18 protein-coding genes are annotated in these 19,919 nt (G+C 30.7%); 9 read left to right on the top strand and 9 right to left on the bottom strand.

From position 1 onward, the window contains the following. Positions 1 to 26: 26 nt before the first annotated feature. A complete protein-coding gene (gene nirB / locus DIS07_RS06105) occupies positions 27 to 2,543 on the bottom strand; it encodes a nitrite reductase large subunit NirB (protein WP_109404335.1) in 2,517 nt (838 codons plus the stop codon). Between the two features lie 224 nt (positions 2,544 to 2,767). On the opposite strand from nirB, the gene DIS07_RS06100 reads away from it, so the two are divergent. The 5 genes from DIS07_RS06100 to DIS07_RS06080 are packed head-to-tail and all read left to right on the top strand — an operon-like array spanning position 2,768 to position 6,479. Continuing rightward, complete coding sequence (locus tag DIS07_RS06100; RefSeq protein WP_109404334.1) at positions 2,768 to 3,349, top strand: HupE/UreJ family protein; 582 nt, start codon at positions 2,768 to 2,770, stop codon at positions 3,347 to 3,349. Between the two features lie 3 nt (positions 3,350 to 3,352). Further along, entirely contained in the window at positions 3,353 to 3,652 is a 300-nt protein-coding gene (locus DIS07_RS06095; protein WP_109404333.1) for a DUF1905 domain-containing protein, read from the top strand. Between the two features lie 54 nt (positions 3,653 to 3,706). Beyond that, positions 3,707 to 4,135, top strand: coding sequence for a deoxycytidylate deaminase (locus DIS07_RS06090; RefSeq protein ID WP_109404332.1), 429 nt, complete (start codon positions 3,707 to 3,709; stop codon positions 4,133 to 4,135). Further along, complete coding sequence (locus tag DIS07_RS06085) at positions 4,125 to 5,699, top strand: S41 family peptidase (protein ID WP_109404331.1); 1,575 nt, start codon at positions 4,125 to 4,127, stop codon at positions 5,697 to 5,699. Before DIS07_RS06090 ends, DIS07_RS06085 begins: the two co-directional genes overlap by 11 nt. 15 nt (positions 5,700 to 5,714) lie before the next feature. Continuing rightward, positions 5,715 to 6,479 carry a UDP-2,3-diacylglucosamine diphosphatase gene (locus DIS07_RS06080; protein WP_181374550.1) on the top strand — a complete coding sequence of 255 codons (765 nt, stop codon included), beginning with the start codon at positions 5,715 to 5,717 and terminating at the stop codon, positions 6,477 to 6,479. On the opposite strand, the gene DIS07_RS06075 is transcribed toward DIS07_RS06080, so the two are convergent. From DIS07_RS06075 to metG, 3 genes are read right to left on the bottom strand one after another with little or no spacing between them, the layout of a single operon-like run. Continuing rightward, positions 6,476 to 7,378, bottom strand: a complete 903-nt coding sequence (locus DIS07_RS06075) for a histone deacetylase family protein (RefSeq protein ID WP_109404330.1) — start codon at positions 7,376 to 7,378, stop codon at positions 6,476 to 6,478. The genes DIS07_RS06080 and DIS07_RS06075 overlap by 4 nt on opposite strands. Continuing rightward, complete coding sequence (locus DIS07_RS06070; protein WP_109404329.1) at positions 7,379 to 7,960, bottom strand: hypothetical protein; 582 nt, start codon at positions 7,958 to 7,960, stop codon at positions 7,379 to 7,381. 13 nt (positions 7,961 to 7,973) lie between these two features. Continuing rightward, complete coding sequence (metG, locus tag DIS07_RS06065; protein ID WP_109404328.1) at positions 7,974 to 10,028, bottom strand: methionine--tRNA ligase; 2,055 nt, start codon at positions 10,026 to 10,028, stop codon at positions 7,974 to 7,976. A gap of 135 nt (positions 10,029 to 10,163) precedes the next feature. On the opposite strand from metG, the gene DIS07_RS06060 reads away from it, so the two are divergent. Beyond that, positions 10,164 to 11,159: a S66 peptidase family protein gene (locus tag DIS07_RS06060; protein ID WP_449421194.1), complete on the top strand. Its 996-nt coding sequence runs from the start codon at positions 10,164 to 10,166 to the stop codon at positions 11,157 to 11,159. Positions 11,160 to 11,190: 31 nt separating this feature from the next. On the opposite strand, the gene DIS07_RS06055 is transcribed toward DIS07_RS06060, so the two are convergent. Both DIS07_RS06055 and DIS07_RS06050 read right to left on the bottom strand, forming a co-directional pair. After that, positions 11,191 to 14,928, bottom strand: a complete 3,738-nt coding sequence (locus DIS07_RS06055; protein ID WP_109404327.1) for a glycosyl hydrolase — start codon at positions 14,926 to 14,928, stop codon at positions 11,191 to 11,193. Positions 14,929 to 15,094: 166 nt separating this feature from the next. Then, positions 15,095 to 15,991: a DUF1207 domain-containing protein gene (locus tag DIS07_RS06050; RefSeq protein WP_109404326.1), complete on the bottom strand. Its 897-nt coding sequence runs from the start codon at positions 15,989 to 15,991 to the stop codon at positions 15,095 to 15,097. Positions 15,992 to 16,039: 48 nt separating this feature from the next. Between DIS07_RS06050 and DIS07_RS06045 the strand changes: the two genes are divergently transcribed. Continuing rightward, a complete protein-coding gene (locus DIS07_RS06045) occupies positions 16,040 to 16,399 on the top strand; it encodes a YraN family protein (RefSeq protein ID WP_109404325.1) in 360 nt (119 codons plus the stop codon). Here DIS07_RS06045 and DIS07_RS06040 read toward each other — a convergent pair. Next, entirely contained in the window at positions 16,396 to 17,760 is a 1,365-nt protein-coding gene (locus DIS07_RS06040) for a TlpA family protein disulfide reductase (protein ID WP_109404324.1), read from the bottom strand. The genes DIS07_RS06045 and DIS07_RS06040 overlap by 4 nt on opposite strands. Positions 17,761 to 17,815: 55 nt before the next feature. Then, positions 17,816 to 18,172 carry a hypothetical protein gene (locus DIS07_RS06035; RefSeq protein ID WP_109404323.1) on the bottom strand — a complete coding sequence of 119 codons (357 nt, stop codon included), beginning with the start codon at positions 18,170 to 18,172 and terminating at the stop codon, positions 17,816 to 17,818. 79 nt (positions 18,173 to 18,251) lie between these two features. Here DIS07_RS06035 and DIS07_RS06030 point away from each other — a divergent pair, with 79 nt between their 5' ends. Both DIS07_RS06030 and DIS07_RS06025 read left to right on the top strand, forming a co-directional pair. Continuing rightward, the gene (locus tag DIS07_RS06030) at positions 18,252 to 18,767 is read left to right on the top strand and encodes a CvpA family protein (RefSeq protein WP_109404322.1); all 516 of its coding nucleotides are present in this window, start codon (positions 18,252 to 18,254) and stop codon (positions 18,765 to 18,767) included. 53 nt (positions 18,768 to 18,820) lie between these two features. Then, on the top strand, positions 18,821 to 19,207 hold the full coding sequence (locus DIS07_RS06025) for a hypothetical protein (protein WP_109404321.1): 387 nt from the start codon (positions 18,821 to 18,823) through the stop codon (positions 19,205 to 19,207). Between the two features lie 81 nt (positions 19,208 to 19,288). Here the strand turns inward: DIS07_RS06025 and DIS07_RS06020 are convergent, their stop codons facing one another. After that, positions 19,289 to 19,918, bottom strand: coding sequence for a carbonic anhydrase family protein (locus tag DIS07_RS06020; protein ID WP_109404320.1), 630 nt, complete (start codon positions 19,916 to 19,918; stop codon positions 19,289 to 19,291). Position 19,919: the final 1 nt, after the last annotated feature.

The following is a 19,919-nucleotide window of genomic DNA, read 5'->3' as shown; positions in this document are numbered from 1 at the left end:
TACAACTTGAAACTTTTTAACTCATTTTACACCCAAGGTTCTGGCATTTTTTGATCTCTCATTGGTACAAAAACAATGTTATCATCTTCTTCATCAGAATTTACAAAATGATTGAATCGCTTCATTACTTCTGGGTCATTTACAGCTTGAGTCCATTCGCATTCAAACTTGTTCACTAAGGTTTGCATCTCTTTTTCAAGATCATCTACAATTCCTAATTTATCATCAATAATCACTTCTTTTAAATAGTCTAAACCACCTTCTAAACGCTCTTGCCAAGCAGCAGTTCTTTGTAAAGGTTTTGCAGTTCTCATATAGAACATTAAATATCTATCTAAGTATTTGATGACAGTTTCGTTATCAATTTGTTCTGCAAATAATTCTGCGTGTCTTGGATTTGCACCTCCATTTCCACCTAAATATAAATTCCAACCACCTTCTACAGCAATCAAACCAAAATCTTTACCTCTTGCTTCTGCACATTCTCTGATGCATCCAGAAACTCCACCTTTAATTTTGTGTGGTGCACGAATACCTCTATATCTGTTTTCTAATTCGATACCAAAACTGACACTTTCATCCATACCATATCTACACCAAGTAGAACCTACACAGGTTTTTACGGTTCTTAACGATTTTCCGTAAGCGTGTCCACTTTCAAATCCGTGAGAAATTAATTCTTTCCAAATTAATGGCAATTGATTTAAAGTTGCTCCAAACAAATCGATTCTTACTCCACCAGTAACTTTGGTATACAAATCGTATTTTTTTGCAATTTGCCCAAGAGCGATTAATTTGTGAGGTGTAATTTCTCCTCCAGGAACACGTGGCACAACAGAATAGGTTCCATTTCTTTGAATGTTTGCCAAGAAACGATCGTTTGAATCTTGAATTGCATATTCTTTGTTAGCAGTATCTGCGTGAATTGTTGCCATTAATGATGCTACTAAAGGTTTACACAGCTCACATCCATGACCTCCATTTCCATGATTGTCTAACACTTCATTAAAAGTGGTATATCCTTTTACTTCAATAATTTTATATAAATCTTGTCGGTTATAATCAAAGTGTTCACAAACTGAATCTTTTACTTCAATTCCTAGAGATTTTAGTTTAGCTGTGGTTAAATCTGCCACCATTGGTTTACAACCTCCACAACCTGTACCTGCTTTTGTACATGAAACTACATCACCTAAATCTTTAGCTTCACCACTTTCTATTACTCCACAAATTTGACCTTTAGTTACGCTCTCACAAGAACAAACTTGGGCTTCGTCTGGTAAATCCATTACATCGCCAAAAGCAGCCCCACCATCACCAGCAGGTAAGATTAATTGAGCTGGGTCTTCAGGAATTTTCATTCCGTTTAAATAAATTTGGTGTAACATACTATAATCTGATGCATCACCTACTAAGATTCCTCCTAAAAGTTTTTTTCCATCATGGCTCACATTTATTCTCTTATATAAATGTTGTGTTTTATTTTCAAAAATGATGGAATGACCTTTACTCGCCGGCATAAAGGGCTCTCCGAAACTAGCTACATCAACTCCAATTAATTTTAATTTGGTAGACATATCTATATCATCTGGCATTAAGCTTTCTTCTTTTCCAAGAATTTGCTCAACAGCAATTCCAGCCATATCATAACCAGGAGCCACCAAACCATAAATCATTTGATTGTACAAAGCAACTTCTCCAATTGCATAAATATTTTCATCAGAAGTTTGCATTTTATTGTTTACCACAATTCCTCCACGAACTCCCATTTCTAAACCACAAGTTTTTCCGAGTTCATCTCTTGGGCGTATTCCAGCAGAAACCACCAACATATCTACATCTAAAACGTCATCTTCACCAAACTCCATCCCAACGATAGAACCATTTCCAAGAATTTGATTTGTTGCTTTACTCAAATGAATGTTTAATCCAATAGATTCTAGTTTTAATTGTAATACTTGACTACTTCTTGCATCTAATTGTCTTGGCATTAATTTAGGTGCAAACTCGACAATATGAGGCTCTAAACCCATATCCATTACTGCTTTTCCTGCTTCTAAACCTAACAAACCTCCACCTAAAACAGCTGCTTTAGCTTCTGGTTTTGTCTCTTTTATTTTTGCTGCGTAAGACAACATTCCCTCTAAATCTTCTATAGTTCTATACACAAAGACTCCTTCTTTTTCTACCCCTTTTATTGGAGGTACAAAAGCAGAAGAACCTGTTGCTAGTACTAAATAATCGTAATTAAATGTTCTGTTTTTTGCAGTAATAATTGTTTTTGTATTTCTATGAATATCCGAAACACGTTCATCAACTATTAAATCAATTCCGTTTTCTGAATACCATTCTGCAGGTGCCATTTCCAAGGCTTTTGCATCTTGATTTTCAAAAAACTCACTTAAATGAACTCTATCATAAGCAGGTCTTGGTTCTTCACCAAAAACAATGATTTTATAATCTCTATCTTGAGATTGAGCTACAAATTTCTCACAAAACTTATACCCCACCATTCCATTTCCTACAACAATAATTGTTTTCATAATTACGTATTTTTGAATTACAAAACTAAGTATTTATACTTATTTTTATGTATTTTTAATCAATATTTTTACGTATTTGTTCAATTATTGTCGATTATTAAAAATGAGTACTTATAATTTTAGTATTATTAAAAATATAGCTCTAAAAATTGTTAATTGTACATTAGTATTTTCTATGAAATTTTGTTTTAATACCTTTGAGTCTTCTTTAAGATTTCTATAAAATGAGTGATTTTGTACTTTACTTAAAAATGGGACTTACCCATGTATTGGATATAACTGCTTACGATCATATTTTATTTTTAATTGTTTTAGCTGTTGTTTTCAATTTTAAGCAATGGAAAAAAGTATTATGGTTGGTTACTTTATTTACTATAGGTCATTCAATAACTTTAGCTTTATCTGCATATGGAATTCTAAAAATAAGAGTAGATTTAATTGAATTTCTAATTCCATTAACCATATTTATCACAGGAATGGTGAATGTTTTTACTGCTAAAAAATCATCAATAGGAAAAGAAAACATCAACTTAATTTTTGCAGTATTATTTGGTTTAATTCACGGACTTGGTTTTTCTAACTATTTTAAAATGATGGTTGGAAAGGAAGAAAACAAACTATTTCCTCTTTTAGAATTTGCTTTAGGTATTGAAGTGGCTCAAATTATTATTGTTCTAGGAATTCTATTTGTTGGAACACTTTTACAAAGCTTTTTTAGAGTTACCAGAAGAGATTGGGTTATAGTTACATCGTCAATAGTAATTGGGTTTGCTATACAAATGATGTTAGATCGAGTTTTTTGGTAAGTAATGAAAAGCACTATCAAATTCACTTTTACATCAAAAATGTGGCAAGACAATGAACCTTTTGGGTGGTTTTTTGTTTCTATGACCAAAGAAATGTCATCAGAAATTAGGCAATATTTTAAAAATCAAGAAGAAGGTTGGGGCAGAATGAAAGTTGTTGCAATTGTAAAAGAAATAGAATGGAAAACCTCTATTTGGTTCGATACAAAAAGGAACATCTATTTGTTGCCAATAAAGGCAGAAATCAGGAAAAAAGCGAACTTAAAGGTCAACTCTGAATTTAACATAAGCATTTTATTGTAAATTTTGACTAATTATTAACTTCTCAATTCATCAAATCTTTTTACTTTCGTTCTGATGACAGAAAAGAAACAATTAAAATATGATAGAGCTTATTTAAAAATGGCTCGCGAATGGGGAAAGCTATCGCATTGTAAACGCAAACAAGTAGGAGCTTTAATTGTAAAAGGTAGAATGATTATATCTGATGGTTTTAACGGAACACCATCTGGATTTAACAACTGTTGCGAAGATGAAGATGGCTTAACAAAATGGGAAGTTTTACATGCAGAAGCCAATGCAATTCTAAAAGTAGCAGCATCCACGCAGTCTGCAAATGGTGCTACTCTATACATTACTTTATCTCCTTGTACTCAGTGTAGTAAACTTATTCATCAAGCTGGTATAAAACGTGTAGTTTATGCAGAAGCATACAAAGATCTTTCAGGTATTCAATTTTTAGAAAAAGCTGGTGTAGCCGTAAATCATTTACCTTATGAAGCATAAAAATAGTCTTCCAATATACTTTTCTATTGCAGTTGTTTTCGGAATATTAATCGGAATTTCTCTAAACGGAACATCAACTAATGTTTTATCATTATCGAAAAACTCATCACAAGAAAAAAAAATAAAAAAACTCATCAATTTTATTGAGAGAGATTATGTAGATAAAGTTGATACCGATAATTTGTTAGATGGAGCCATTAAACAAATGTTGGGAAAATTAGATCCACATTCAGTTTATATTCCTAAAGAAAACCAACAAGCCAATATCGAAAATATGCAAGGTAATTTTGTTGGAATTGGCGTACAATTTAGAATGATAAACGATTCTATTACCGTTATTCAACCGATAAAAGGTGGTCCAAGTATCAAAGCAGGAATTAAAGCAGGAGATCGAATTTTAATGGCAAATCAAGACACTTTGTATGGTAAAAATATGTTTAGCAACAAAGTTCCTAGTTATTTAAAAGGAAAACCAGATACTAAAGTTGCACTTCAAGTCTACAGAAAAAGTAACGATTCTTTGTTTAACATAGATATTATCCGTGGAAAAGTAAACATAAAAAGCGTCGATTTAGCCTATATGATTAATGATACTGTCGGTTATATTAAATTAGATCGTTTTGCAAGAAATACCTATCGTGAATTTAAATCATCTTTAAATTCTTTAATTGATAACGGAATGACAGATTTAGTTTTGGATCTTCGTGGAAATGGTGGTGGCTTTGTTGATATTGCAAACAGTATTATAGATGAATTTTTAGAAGATGACAAACTCATCGTTTTCACAAAGAATAATAAAGGAGAAATTGATGAATCTTTCGCAACATCTAAAGGTGATTTCGAAAAAGGTGGATTATATGTTTTAATAGACGAAAACTCAGCCTCTGCTTCAGAAATTGTAGCTGGTGCCTTACAAGATAATGACAAAGGAACCATTATTGGTCGTCGTTCTTTTGGTAAAGGATTAGTGCAAATAGAAATGGATTTAGGTGATGGTTCTGCCGTTCGTTTAACAACTGCTCGATACTACACACCAACGGGCAGATCTATTCAAAAACCTTATTCTAAAAATGGTAATGCTAATTATTACAGAGATTATCAGAAAAGAATTCAAAGTGGAGAGTTATTAAATAAAGATAGTATAAAAGTTATTGACTCTTTAAAGTTTAAAACACCTAAAGGAAAAATAGTTTATGGTGGTGGCGGAATTATACCTGACGTTTTTGTAGCCATAGATACTACTTCTTATATGTCTAATTTTTACTTTAACACTATTAATAACTTTGCTTTTGATTATGTAGATAATAATAGAACTAAGTTAAAAAAATGGACTGTAGAAACTTTTATTTCTAGTTTTGATAAAGATGAAAAAGTTCTTGATAATTATCTGTCGAGTATAAAAGATAAAATAAAACCCTCATTTAAAACCAAAAAAAGCATAAAACGTTATCTAAAAGCTTCTATAGCCAATACACTTTTTGGTGATGTTGGTTTTTATAGAATTATTCATCAAGATGATAAAATGCTACAAAAAGTATTAGAGTTGGAAAGTAAAGAGGAATAGCTTTTCTTTGTACCAATGATTTCAATCAAAACTTCTAAAGATAAGAAAGTCTACTTTGCCTCAGACCAACATTTAGGTGCTCCAACACCGGAAGCTAGTTTTCCAAGAGAAAAAAAGTTTGTAGCTTGGTTAGATGAAGTAAAAAAAGACGCCGAAGTTATTTTTTTATTGGGTGATTTATTTGATTTTTGGTTCGAATACAAAACCGTTGTTCCTAAAGGATTTGTTCGTGTTTTAGGAAAATTAGCCGAAATTAGAGATAGCGGAATCCCTATTTATTTCTTTATTGGTAATCATGATTTATGGATGACAGATTACTTTGAAAAAGAATTGAATATTCCTGTTTATCATTCTCCACAAGAATTTCTTATCAACAACAAACTCTTTTTAATTGGTCATGGTGATGGTTTAGGACCAGGCGATAAAGGCTACAAGCGCATGAAAAAAGTATTTACATTTCCTTTCTTTCAATGGCTGTTTAGATGGTTACATCCAGATTTAGGGGTTCGTTTGGGGCATTATATGTCTGTAAAAAATAAATTAATTTCTGGTGATGAAGATGCAAAATATTTGGGTGATGAAAATGAGTGGTTGGTTTTATATTGCAAACAAAAATTAACCCAAACACATTACGACTATTTTATATTTGGTCACAGACATCTGCCTTTAAATATTGAGTTACAATCCAATTCTACATATATTAATCTTGGAGATTGGATACAATATTTTACCTATGGAAAATACGACAGTACTTTTGAACTGTTAACATATAAAGGCTAAAAATAGATATCTTGAGCCAAGCGAAATGTATTTGCATGTGCATTAACTATAACTCCAATATCTGCCGAATAACCCCCACCCATAGAACACATAACAGGTGTTTTAGAATCAAAACAAGTATGTAAAACAAAACGATCTCGTTCTTTACAACCTTCTATAGTAAGTGCTAATTTGCCAAGTTTATCAGTCTCAATAACATCCACTCCACACAAATAATAGATAAAATCTGGTTTTTCTTGTTGTATAAGTTTGGGTAAAGTTTCTTTTAAAATGAACAAATATTCATCATCTTTAGTATTATTTTCTAAAGCAATATCTAAATCTGAGATTTCTTTTTGAAAAGGATAATTACTTTTTCCGTGCATAGAAAAAGTAAAGACTGAATTATCATTTTTAAAAATTTCGGCAGTTCCATTTCCTTGATGCACATCTAAATCTACAATCAAAATTTTATCCACGAAACCTTTACTTTGCATATATTTTGCACCAATAGCTTGGTCATTTAGCATACAAAATGCTTCTCCTCTATTTGAAAAAGCATGATGCGTTCCGCCAGCAATATTCATGGCAATTCCATTTTCTAAAGCAAATTTGGATGCTTTCATGGTACCATCTGCAATAACCATCTCACGCTCGATTAGAACCTCTGAAAGCGGAAAACCAATTTTTCTTGCTGCTTTTTGAGAAAGTGTAATGTTTAATAACTCAAAAAAATACTCTGGGTCATGTACCGAAAAAAAGTATTTATTATTCGGAATTTCAGGTTCAAAAAAGTTTTCTGGAGTACAAGTACCATCGTACAACAATTGCTGAGGTAACAAATCGTACTTTTCCATAGGAAAACGATGACCTTCCGGTAATGGGTGTTTATAGATAGGATGATATGCTATTTTTAGCATTTATTTATGACACTTATTATTATAATAAATAACAATCTTTTCGAGTCCATACCTGATTCTAAATTCTTTCTTTTTAATTTTCTCAACTAAACTTGAACAATCTGAAAAATAATCTAAAGTTCGCTCTTTTAATTTCCCAAAAGGAGGATTATAATACCCCATATTTGTAAGGGTCATTTCATTCGCTCTTTTTAAAAAATATTGCATAGAAGATGTATTTATACTAATTCCCCCAGCTCCAGTTGAATTAAAATGATTAAGAATTCCATATAAGTGAACCTCTTTCCCCAAAATTAACTTTTGAACAGCAACATATTTTTCACTTTCTTTAAGTTTAAAAAAATGATATGTTTGTCTTTCTTTTTTGGAATATTGAATAATTAATTTTTTGATTTTTGAAAAGTTAATTTCTGTAGATTTACCATTAGCATACTTTTTGTATTTAAAAGATTTTGTTTTAAACTTCCCAATAACTCCACTTATTGTGTCTCCAGTTTTAAGAATAATCTTTGCTGGTTTATTTTGAGCTAAACAAATTGAATTTGTAATGATTAATAAAATAATACAGATTTTCTTTTTCATTTGAACGTTTTAATTAACTCACAGCTTGCCCATTTTTAACAGCTTTTTCAGGTTCTACAAAAGCCAATTTTCCATCAGGAGTATCTGTCATTAAAATCATTCCTTGACTCTCTACACCCCTAATTTTCCTTGGAGCTAGATTTACTAGAACAGAAACCTGTTGACCGATGATATTTTCAGGAGAAAAACTTTCTGCAATACCAGAAACAATAGTTCTTGTATCTATACCAACATCAACCTTTAGTTTTAAAAGCTTCTTAGTTTTTGCCACTTTTTCTGCTCCTAAAATAGTACCAATTCTAATATCTAGTTTCGTAAAATCATCAAACTCTATCGTTTCTTTTTGAGGTTCTACCACTTTGTTTTCTTGCTCATTAGCTAATTTTGTTGCTTCTAATTTAGCCAATTGTGCATCAATGGTTTTGTCTTCTATTTTAGAAAACAATAATTCTGCTTTATTTATTTGATGCTCAGCTTCAATTAAAACATCATTTTCTGTAACGTTTTCCCAAGAAAGATTTTCATCAACATTTAAAATGCCTTTTAATTTCGACGAAGTAAAAGGTAAAAAAGGTTCAGAAACCACAGCTAAAGCAGCGGCGATTTGTAAGGCAACATACATAATTGTTTTTGTACGTTCTTCATCTACTTTTATAACTTTCCAAGGTTCTTCATCAGCCAAATACTTGTTTCCTAATCTGGCTAAATTCATTAATTCTTGAGAAGCTTCTCTAAAACGATATCTTTCAATAGATTTCCCAATAATATTCGGAAACTCTTTTACAGCTGCTAAAACATCTTCGTCAACTTCTGTAAAATCATTTGGAGTTGGCACAATTCCGTCATAATATTTATTAGTTAATACTACAACTCTATTAATAAAATTACCAAAAATGGCAACCAATTCGTTGTTGTTTTTTGCTTGAAAGTCTTTCCAAGTAAAATCGTTGTCTTTACTTTCTGGCGCGTTTGCAGTTAACGTATAACGCAATACATCTTGTTGATTTGGGAATTCTTCTAAATATTCGTGCAACCAAACTGCCCAATTTTTAGACGTTGATAATTTATTGCCTTCTAAATTTAAAAATTCGTTTGCAGGCACATTTTCTGGAAGTATATAATCACCATGTGCTTTTAACATACTTGGAAAAATGATACAGTGAAAAACAATATTGTCTTTCCCTATAAAATGAACCATTTTAGTATTGTCTTTTTTCCAATAATCTTCCCAATTTTTTCCTTCTCTTGCTGCCCATTCTTTGGTAGAAGAAATATATCCAATAGGAGCATCAAACCAAACATATAATACTTTGCCTTCTGCACCTTCTACTGGCACAGGAATTCCCCAATCTAAATCTCTGGTTACGGCTCTTGGCCTTAATCCGTCCTCTACCCAAGATTTTACTTGCCCGTAAACATTAGGCTTCCAGTCTTTTTTATGCCCTTCTAAAATCCATTCTCTTAAAAAAGCTTCGTGTTTATCTAAAGGCAAAAACCAGTGTTTAGTTTCTTTAACAGTTGGCACATTACCCGTAATTGCAGATTTAGGGTTGATTAAATCAGTAGCGTTATGGCTTGTTCCACAGTTTTCACATTGATCTCCATAACTTTCTTCAAATCCACATTTTGGACAAGTTCCTACCACAAATCTGTCTGCTAAAAACTGATCTGCTTCAGCATCATATAATTGAGCAGAAATTTCTTCTACAAACTCTCCTTTTTCATACAAATTTGTAAAAAATTCTGAAGCAGTTTTATGATGAATTTCTGCGGATGTTCTTGAATAATTATCAAAAGAAATCCCGAAATCAGCAAACGATTTTTTGATAATTCCGTGATATTTATCAATAATATCTTGAGGAGAAACCCCTTCTTTTTTAGCTCTCATAGGTATGGCAACTCCGTGTTCATCAGAACCACAGATGTAAGCCACATCTTTACCAATTCCTCGCAAATAACGTGCATAAATATCTGCAGGAACATAGACTCCAGCTAAATGACCAATATGAATTGGACCATTAGTATAAGGTAAAGCAGCTGTAATTGTATATCTTTTTGGAGCACTCATGGTGTTTCTTTAATTTTTTTGGACTAATTTTTGAAGTGCAAAAGTACGAAAAAGCAATTTTTTAAAACCATTGAAAATAGATACATTTACATTGATGATAGTAAGATTGTTAGATTATTAGAAAAAAGATACATTTTGAGAAAATTAATACCACTCTTTCTTGTTTTAATGATGCCATCATCATTAATAAACGCACAAGAAAAACTAAAAACACCTACATATTTACAAAAAGGAGATAGCATTATAATTTTGGCACCAGCAGGAATTTTAAAACCAAGCAGAAAAGCAGTTGTTTTAGAAGCAAAAAAACTGGCAGAAAGTTGGGGCTTAAAAGTGGTTTTAGGGAAAAATATGTTTAATAACGGAAATCATTTTGCTGGTTCTGACTCAGAAAGAGCTGATGATTTTCAAAAAGCGTTAGATAACCCTAATATCAAAGCAATTTGGGTAGCAAGAGGAGGTTATGGTTCTGTACGTATTTTAGATAAATTAGATTATACTCAATTTTTAAAACATCCAAAATGGATTATCGGATATTCTGATATCACTGCGTTTCACAACCATATTCATAATTTAGGGGTAGAAAGCATTCATGGAATGATGGCAACCAGTTTAGAAGAGAAACCTGAAGAAATTATTGAAACCATTTCAAGTTTTAAAAATGCACTTTTTGGTGAAAACTTGAGTTATACAATTTTTTCATCAATATATAATAGAAAATCATCAAAGAAAATTGAAGGGCAAATTATTGGAGGAAATTTAGCAATCTTAACCTCAATGTTAGGTTCTAAAAGTCAGTTAAATACTGATGGTAAAATTCTTTTTATTGAAGAAATTGGCGAATATAAATATTCAATTGACAGAATGTTGCAAAGTCTAATAAGAGCTGGATATTTTAAAAATGTAAAAGCAGTAATTATTGGAGATATGAGTTTAATTAAAAAGAATTCCACCAAATGGGGAAAATCTATAGAGCAACTGATTTTAGATGTGATTCCTGAGAGTATTCCTGTATTATTTGATTTTCCTGCTGGTCATGAAGCAGACAATAGAGCTTTGATTTTTGGTAGAAATGTGAAGTTGTCAATCTGCAGTGATAGTAAACAGTCAAAAGTTATTTTTAAAGAATAGTTTTGAGTTTGAATTTTGGATAAATAAAAAATTACTCTTTTAAAATCTTAGTTGTAAAGCTTTGATTTTCTGAATATACTTTTAATAAATACAATCCGCTTGATAGATCTTCAACATTAATTTCTTTAAAGTTTTGATTTATCACTTTTAGTTTTTTCCCTAATAAAGAATAAATTTCAACTTTTTGAATTTCATTTTTATTAGACTGTATAACTAATTTGTTTTTTACTGGATTGGGATAAATACGGGTATCATCAATAGAAAAGATTGGAGTGTTTAAGGTGTTGGTTTGTTGTACATCATCAAAGTAAAAAGTTGAAGTATTAGATCCATCACCAACTTTATCAATATCAAACATAAATACTAATTTATCATAGGGGCTTGCTCCTAATTGAGAAAAATCCCAAAAAAGTGTTTCCCAATTTCCAGAAACGGTTGTATTTGTTACTAAAGCAAATGCACTATTTCCATTCTGTTGCTCTAATTTTATTTGCATTTTAGTACCTATTGGCGCTTCTGTCCAAACTTTTAAAGTGATATATTTATTATTGCTGAAGTTTAAAGGGTTTGTAAGATTTACATAAGAACCTGCCCAAGGTTGTCCACCATTTCTTACAATTTTAGCCAAATTTGTGCTTGAGTTTCCATTGTTTTGAGGAGAAGTTACTGTTTCTACAGTAGTTGTTCCACCATCAAAATTATTAAAATCTGATGTTTTTGGAAACGTTTCAAAATCAAAAGGTAAACTGTTTTCTTGTGCTACAGGACAACTAGAACCATTTGTGGTAAATTCCATTTTACCAATATTAAATTCACCCTGATCTACTACCATTTTTAAAATATGAGTTCCTTGAGTAAGCTCTATATTAACAGTTTTCGAGTTCCAATTATTCCAACCACCTGTTGCATTAAAACGAATGTCATCACTTACTTTTTGACCATCAATTTCAAAATGAATTGGGCCACCTTCATTTGAGTTGCCAGAAGCAAATCGCATTTTTAAAGCATAACAACCAGAAGATTGCACGTTAATAGTATATTCTAACCACTCACCAGCAGAAATCCAACCTACAGTGGCTCCTTCATTAGCTACAGTTATAGCATCTACATATTCTGTTGTTCTAAAATCACCTTCATTATTTACAGAAGCATCAAAATAGGAGATATTTTGACCAACACCACCTTCAAACTCATCATAATGACCTGCCTCAATAATTCCTGGAATAGCGTGTACAATATTATTATATGGTTTTTGATCTCCAACTTGAATATTAATAACATTCGTATAATTAAAACCAGATGAAGTATAAATTTTAGCATACATACCATAAATACCAGCAGTTAGATTCGCAGCAGAATAATTGTATGGAGCAGCAGTATCTTCACCTAATAATACATCATTATTGTAAAATTCTACTTTTGTAATTCCGTTTGCTGATGTATTTACAGTTAAGTTTATAGTTCCACCAATACTAGTTTGCGTTTTATCAGCTTCTATTATTCCAGAAATAGCATTTCCTCTGTTAGTTGCCATTTGATTTGCTGGCACTGTAAGTTGAAATCCATCTGAATAAGTTACAGTAATTTGATTGTCTGAATAATTATGAGCAACATAGGTTTTAGTTCCATTATCAGAAAAAACAGCTGCAATAGGATAATCTGCAGTTATGGTTGCATCTATTTTACCTAATGCTTTCATGGTGTGCAACCAATGATAAGTTTGCGCATCAGAAATTCCAAATTTTAGGGTTCTGTTTGAGCTTAAATCATATAAATTAAGAGCTTCATCAGGGTCTAAAAAGGATAGGTATTTCCAAATTGTATCGTGCCATAAATTAGGATTGGTATCATTAGGGTTTAAAATTCCTGTATATTGTTTTAATTCATCCCAAATAGTTTGTACATAATTGGTATTATGCCCTAAATACAAAGAACCAGCATGCATAGGATATAATTCTATAACATAAGAAGCTGTAATGTCTGAGGTCCAAAAAGTACCATTATCGTAAGAATTTCCCCAAACACGAGAAACTAAACTATATTGTTGATTTGATTGAAAATTACGTTTGTACATATCAAACCAATATTCTTCAATAGCGGTTTGTTCTGTGGTGTAAATGTAAATTCCTAAGTCTCTAATTTCATCATTCTCTGTGATGGTTCCCCAGTGAATTAAAGACGATGCAAATTGCATGCTTTCTGACGTAGATTCTTGGTCATTTCCTTGAGGGAAAGTTGCAAAACCATTAGCCCAACTATGTCCTGCATAAGGACTAAAATTTCTTAAAAAAGGAAAGGTGTCATCATTTCTATTTGGTGATGCTGCGTCTCTAATAAGTAAATTTACCATTTCTCCCCATTGAGAAGCCCAACCAGGTTTAAATTGTTCTAAAAAAGCTGCTGCATGAATAAAGTATCCCCAATGAAAATGATGGTCGTTAATATTATTATCTTGCCCATGACCAGCAGGATACCCCAACATTGTAGACCATGAATTATTGTAATAGAATAAAAATGCAACTTCTCCATTTTGATAACTTAACCAATCTTCTAATCGTTCTTTAATTGTCGCGATAATTTTATCTCTTGCTACAATATTTCCTTTCTGATTTGCAATTCTTGCAGTTTGAATTAATCTATTCATAACCTGACCTTCATTGTAAGAATCTGTCCATGTTGCTAAACCATCATTTTCTATAGATGCTATTTTAGCATTTAGTTCATGAGGTTTAAAAGAGTTACTATATTGAGATAAATTAGGTAACGTTGGTAAAATTCCTCTAAAAGTATTTTCAACGGTAAATTCATTACCCTCTAAAGTTTTAATTTCTCCTCTCACATTTTGATAACTATATCCTGAAGGATTAGCGGAGTTAGTTGCCAAATTTGCCCATTGATGGGGTAATAAACCTAACAATACATTAGAATTGCTTCCTTCCTTAACATCTGTAGTTACTGCAAATGTTGAGGTAACTTTTGATGTTGAAGCATTGTAAGACCAATTTGTAGTTGTTTCAGTAGGAAAAACATAGGCGTATTTTTTATATTCTTGAGCAACTGAATTAACATTGGTTGTAGACTGAGGCAACATTGCCATAGACCAATAATTTTTTCCATTTAACACCGATGAATAAATAGTTCCAGATTTAGACCAAGAGCTTCCAGTTGGTGCATAAATAACAAAATCTGCTCCATTTACAGCGTTTTCAATCGTTATCATTTCATTAGAAATAGATACATTTCCAGATTTGATATTAATTTTAACGGTTGCATTTGTGTTTTTTGAAAAATATAGAAACGGCATTCCAATACCTGAAGTAGCTTCCATTTCATTAGTTCCATCATTCCAATTCATAGTAACTGTCCAATCAGAAAAATTGGAAACTGTGGTTTTAGTAGTAGACAAGTTTTCTAAACCAATTTCAATAGGAGAAGAATCTCCAATTGGCCCCCAAGGAATATAGGTAACAATTAAACCATTATCTGTGGTTTTCATTGTCATAGGATAATTAAATAAATTATCTGCGTGATTAGATTTTATAAGAGTAGACCACCAATCGTTAGTTGGTACTGGTTTTGTAGCTGCATTTCCAGATGTTTGTGGAGCTCCTGAAGGGAAACCATTTCTTCCTGCTGAGTCTGCTCCTGGGTAATTAGTTGTATAACTCCCACTTCCAACAGTGGTTTGAGAAGAGGTATTAAAAAAAGTAATTAATAATAATAATAAAAAGAGTGTTTTTTTAAGAATTGAATTTGAAGATAATTTCATAAAATTACTTTGAGAGTCGATTATTCTCAAAAGTAACTGAATTAAACTCTTAAACTAAATAAGTTTCCTATACAACAACTACACAAAATAGGCTGTTTATGTTAAAAAAATGAAGAAAGCACAACATTAACAATACAGTTAAAAAAGTAATAGAATAATTATTATTTTATAGCTCCAAATTATAATAAAAAGCTAAGGAAATCCAACTAGTTTTTACTTCGTTTTCTAATCTGGAATATGGTAAATGACCATTGTAATATTCAAAACGTAAACTATTGTTGTTTTTAAATGCATACCCAATTCCGCCATTAAAATCTGCATTAAAATTGTTGTTTTCTAAAAAACGAAAATCATATCCTATAAAAATTCTACTTAAAAATTCGCTTTCAGACTCAAAGTTTTTAAAAACACCACCAGTTTGAAAAGCTAGTTTTTTACGATTACTATTTGTTCTAATTATGTATGAAACTCCTCCATATAAACCTAATTTTTCCTGATTATAGGCATATAAAACTTCAATGGTTTCATAATTAGCTGAATCTACTTTCCAATAATCAGGATTAGTAATTGTGGTGTAACCATTTTTTAGCAAAAAATCATCACCTAAATGAGAAGATCTGTGATACAAATTGATACGCAAATAGTTGTTTTTGTTCAAAACAAAATCGTTGTGCAAATAGATGAAATAATCAGTATTAAAAAGAGAGTGTGTAACACCATTAAAGGTTGCAGAATTCTCTTCACGAAAGACAAACTGATTATCAATATGCCCGCTAACCGCTAATTGATAGTTGTTTTTTGCATATAATTTTTTAAAAACATTCGCTTTTAAATTTACCAGAACTTTATAGGAATTAAATTGAAATCCGCCAGCAGATTTGGCGGTAAGAGGACTCACTTTAAAAGCACTACTATTATCTGTTGGACTGAATAACAAGAAAGGAAAAATTCGATTTTTTTGACTTAAAAAAGGCTCATATTTATTATTATTATTTTGACCAAAACTTGAAGAAAAACAAAAAAGAAAGAGTAAAAAAGAAATTAGATTTTTATAAAAATTCATTTCAATTAATTTGATTTAAAAGTAATCAATAATTTGTAAATTCACCTAATGGCACAACATAATGAATTAGGAAAAAAAGGAGAACAATTAGCCATCGATTTTTTAATTAAAAAAGGCTATATAATTCTTGATAAAAATTACCGCTATTTAAAAGCGGAAGTAGATATTATAGCACTAAAAGGTGAAATTTTAGCGGCAATTGAAGTAAAAACAAGAACCTCAGATTATTTTGGAAACCCAGAAGAGTTCATAAATCCAAAGAAAATTAAACTATTACTTTCTGCCATAGATAATTATGTTGTAGAAAGAGATTTAGAGGTAGAGGTCCGTTTTGATATTATTGCCATCATACATAATAAAAAAGAAACAAAAATTGAGCATTTAGAAGATGCTTTTTTGCATTTTTAAAGTTTTTCGATAAACTTCTTTACATCTTCTAAAGCATCAGGTTTTGCAATAATTTTTTTATTTGCATCGAGCATAAAATAACTTGGTGTAGATATAATATTATAAGTTCTTGCAATTTTATTTTCCCACTTATTTAAACCCAAAACGTGGTGCCAATTTGGTAAGTTTTGTTTGTAATTTTTCCAACCAAAATCATTAGTTTCTAAAGAGAAAGCAACCACTTTTACTTTTTTATTTCCTTGTAAAAATTTATGAATCTGAGGAATTTCTCTCAAACAATGAGAACAACCTGTACTCCAAAAAATTACTAAGTAGTTTTCAGCAGCATTTAAGGTAGATAATTTAAAAGTTTTTCCATTTTCTTTCCATGAAAAATCTGGTGCTATTCTACCAACTTCGGCAACTAACAACCCTAATTTTTCTTCTTTAAACTTTTTATTTTGAACTCCTTCAGGAAGTTTATTGTAATGTTTTTCGAATAGATAATCAATCAGCACTAAATTTTTAGAATTCTCAAACTGACTAATTAAAAACTCAATAACATCTTTTTTAAAGACAACATTATCTATTTTAGTTAAAACAGTATCAACTGATGTTTTAAAAAGTTTTTGTTGTGTCTCAGGATCATCAGAATAATTAATATAAAATACATAGTCTGTAATTCTATCTACTAAAAATGAAGAGTTCATAAGTGCTTTATTATTAAAATCCATTTTATCAAAAAAAGTAGTAATCATTTTTTTCATATACTCTTGTGGAGTAGAAATCAATTCTGAAGAACTATTTCTAAACGATGCTTTTACAAACGGATGTATATACATTCCTTGAGAGGCTTCTAAATATTTATTTTGAATGCTTTTTACTTTTTTAATTGCTGCTTGATAGGCTAATTTTAAATCTAGATTTGGCTTTTTTAACGAAGTAACTTGAATAGAATCTATAGTTTGTTGTGCCTTAGAAATTAAATCTAAATAGCTTTTGTAAAAAATATTTTCTTTAGATTCTGAAAAAACAACAGATTGATTTGGGTAATCTGGGTGAAACCCAAAACCAACATTTTCTTTATTAAAAAAGAAATCTACAAAACCAGCTCCTTCTAATCGATATGTAACTCTATAAGCACCAATTTTAGTTTCTTTTGGCAAAGTAAAACTAAAATTACCAATGGCTTGTTTTGTTCCTTTAATTAAAACTGAATCTATTTTTATTTTTGTGTTTTGCACAAATTTTTGTCTAGCTCCCTCAATTTTATATAAGATAACCCAATCGCTTTTAATAGTTGGTGTCATTGTACCTTGAATAGTATATTGTGAGTAAGAAAACGCAGATGTTAAAAATATAAGTAATAGTAGTTTTTTCATTTGATTATTAGGTTTTAATCTTCTTAAAAAAGGTTTTCAATAAGTGTACCAAAGTTTAATCGAAATAAGATAGGGATTCGAAATAGGTAAGAATGGCCTCTTTCATTAAAACTGTTTGCTCACCGGGCTTTAAATTAGGTAATTCAGTAAGTATTCTGTAATGCGGCCAACCATCATCATCAAAAAAATCGAATTCATAATAGCCATAAGGTTCTAATAATTTACAAATAGCGATATGCATTAAGTTTACTTTCTCATCCTTTTTAAAGGCTCTATGTGCTTGTCCCAATTCTTGAACCCCAATTAAATAGATAATTGCATCTATGTTTAACTCATCTCCATCAGCAAATTGATCTGTTAATTTATTTACTAATTTATCCCATTTTTCTTTTAGGCTAATTATTTTTGGCATACTACTTGTTTATGAGGTAAATATACAACTGACATTTTTAATTTTTGAAAAAAAGATGTAGGTTTGAAAAAATTATTTAATGAATATTTTTGATATTATAATAGCTGCACTACTATTGTTTGGTTTTATAAGAGGCTTAATGAAAGGACTGTTTGTTGAGGTTGCTTCTTTAGTAGCTCTAGTTGGAGGGGTATATGGTGCTATTCATTTTTCTTATTTCGTTTCAGATTTTCTAAAAGAATCCGTATCTTGGGACGAGAAATATGTGACTTTAGTAGCCTTTGCAACTACTTTTGTTATTATTATCATTATAATTGCTCTGTTGGGTAAGGCACTAACCAAGATAGCAGATTTTGCTTCTCTTGGCGTTTTAAATAAAATTTTAGGTGGTGTTTTTGGAGCTATGAAAATAGGTCTTGTATTAAGTGTTATTTTTATTTTCTTTGGAAAAATCAATGATTCTATTCCTTTCATAGAAAAAGAAACTTTAGAAGAATCCATTTTATACAAACCTGTAAAAAAAATAGCCCCTACTATTTTTCCATCTATTATTAAAGAAGAAAAACAGGTAAAAACCCCTGATAATATTATATAAATTTATGTAGCTTTTTTTGTAAATTGCTGCCTTGTAAATAAACAACCATCACTATGAAAAAAGTTTACAAATTAATATTCTTATTCAGCTTAGTAGCGCTAATGTCTTTTGATAAAAAGGATTGTTCATCTCTAAAAAATAGTACATTTAAATATAGATATGCTAAAAAAGATGTTTTAGTTGTCTTTGGAGTAAACGATTATGTTGAATACCATAACAACAAAGAGCACTATATAAAATCAGATATTGAATGGAAATCAGATTGTGAATACAATTTAATTATTAAAGAGACTAATTTACCTGATTTTCCTTTTAAAGTAGGTACTAAACTACAAATTAAGATAAATAGTATTAGAGGCAGGAAAGTTTATTACACTTCTTCACTTGGTGGAAGATCTTGGGAAGGAAGAATGACTAGAGTAAATAATCGAAACAGATAAACTTTAGTAAATATAAAAATAAACAAAAGACCCAAGATTTAAATCTTGGGTCTTTTGTTTATTCGCTATTAACTTTAGTTATTATAGTAAGTTTACTTTACCTGTTTGCAAAGAATATACTCCGCCAACAATTTTAATTTCACCATTATCTTCTAATTCTTGTAAAATTCCACTTTTTTCTCGAATTCTATCTATGGTTAACAAGACATTGTTTTCTACAGTTTTAGCAACAAAGTCTTTGTTTGTTGAGTTTGTTTCACCATTAACTTCTTCTGATGATTTTTTTACGGCTGGAATAATATTGTCTAGCATTGCAGTAATGTTTCCTAATTCTACTCCATCACAAGCTGCTTTAACTGCGCCACAACTTTCATGGCCTAATACCAAAACTAATTTACTCCCTGCCACTGCACAAGAATATTCTAAACTTCCTAAAATGTCTGTATTTTCGAAATTACCCGCAACTCTAGCTACAAAAATATCACCTATAGATTGATCAAAAACTTGTTCTACAGGTACTCTCGAATCTATACAAGATAAAACCACTGCTTTTGGATATTGTCCCGTAATAGTTTGTTTTACCAAGTTTAAATGAGCAACTTGTTCTAAATTATTATTTATAAATCGACTATTTCCGTCCATTAAATCTTGTAATACATCATTAGGTGTTAAACCTTCTTGCACATCTTTATTTATTGCTGTTTTTCTCATT

It is taken from the genome of Polaribacter aquimarinus (genome assembly GCF_003129485.1).
GTDB classification, from domain to species: Bacteria; Bacteroidota; Bacteroidia; order Flavobacteriales; family Flavobacteriaceae; genus Polaribacter; species Polaribacter aquimarinus.
Note: the sequence above shows the minus strand (reverse complement) of the source record. Positions and strands in the feature narration are given on the sequence as shown.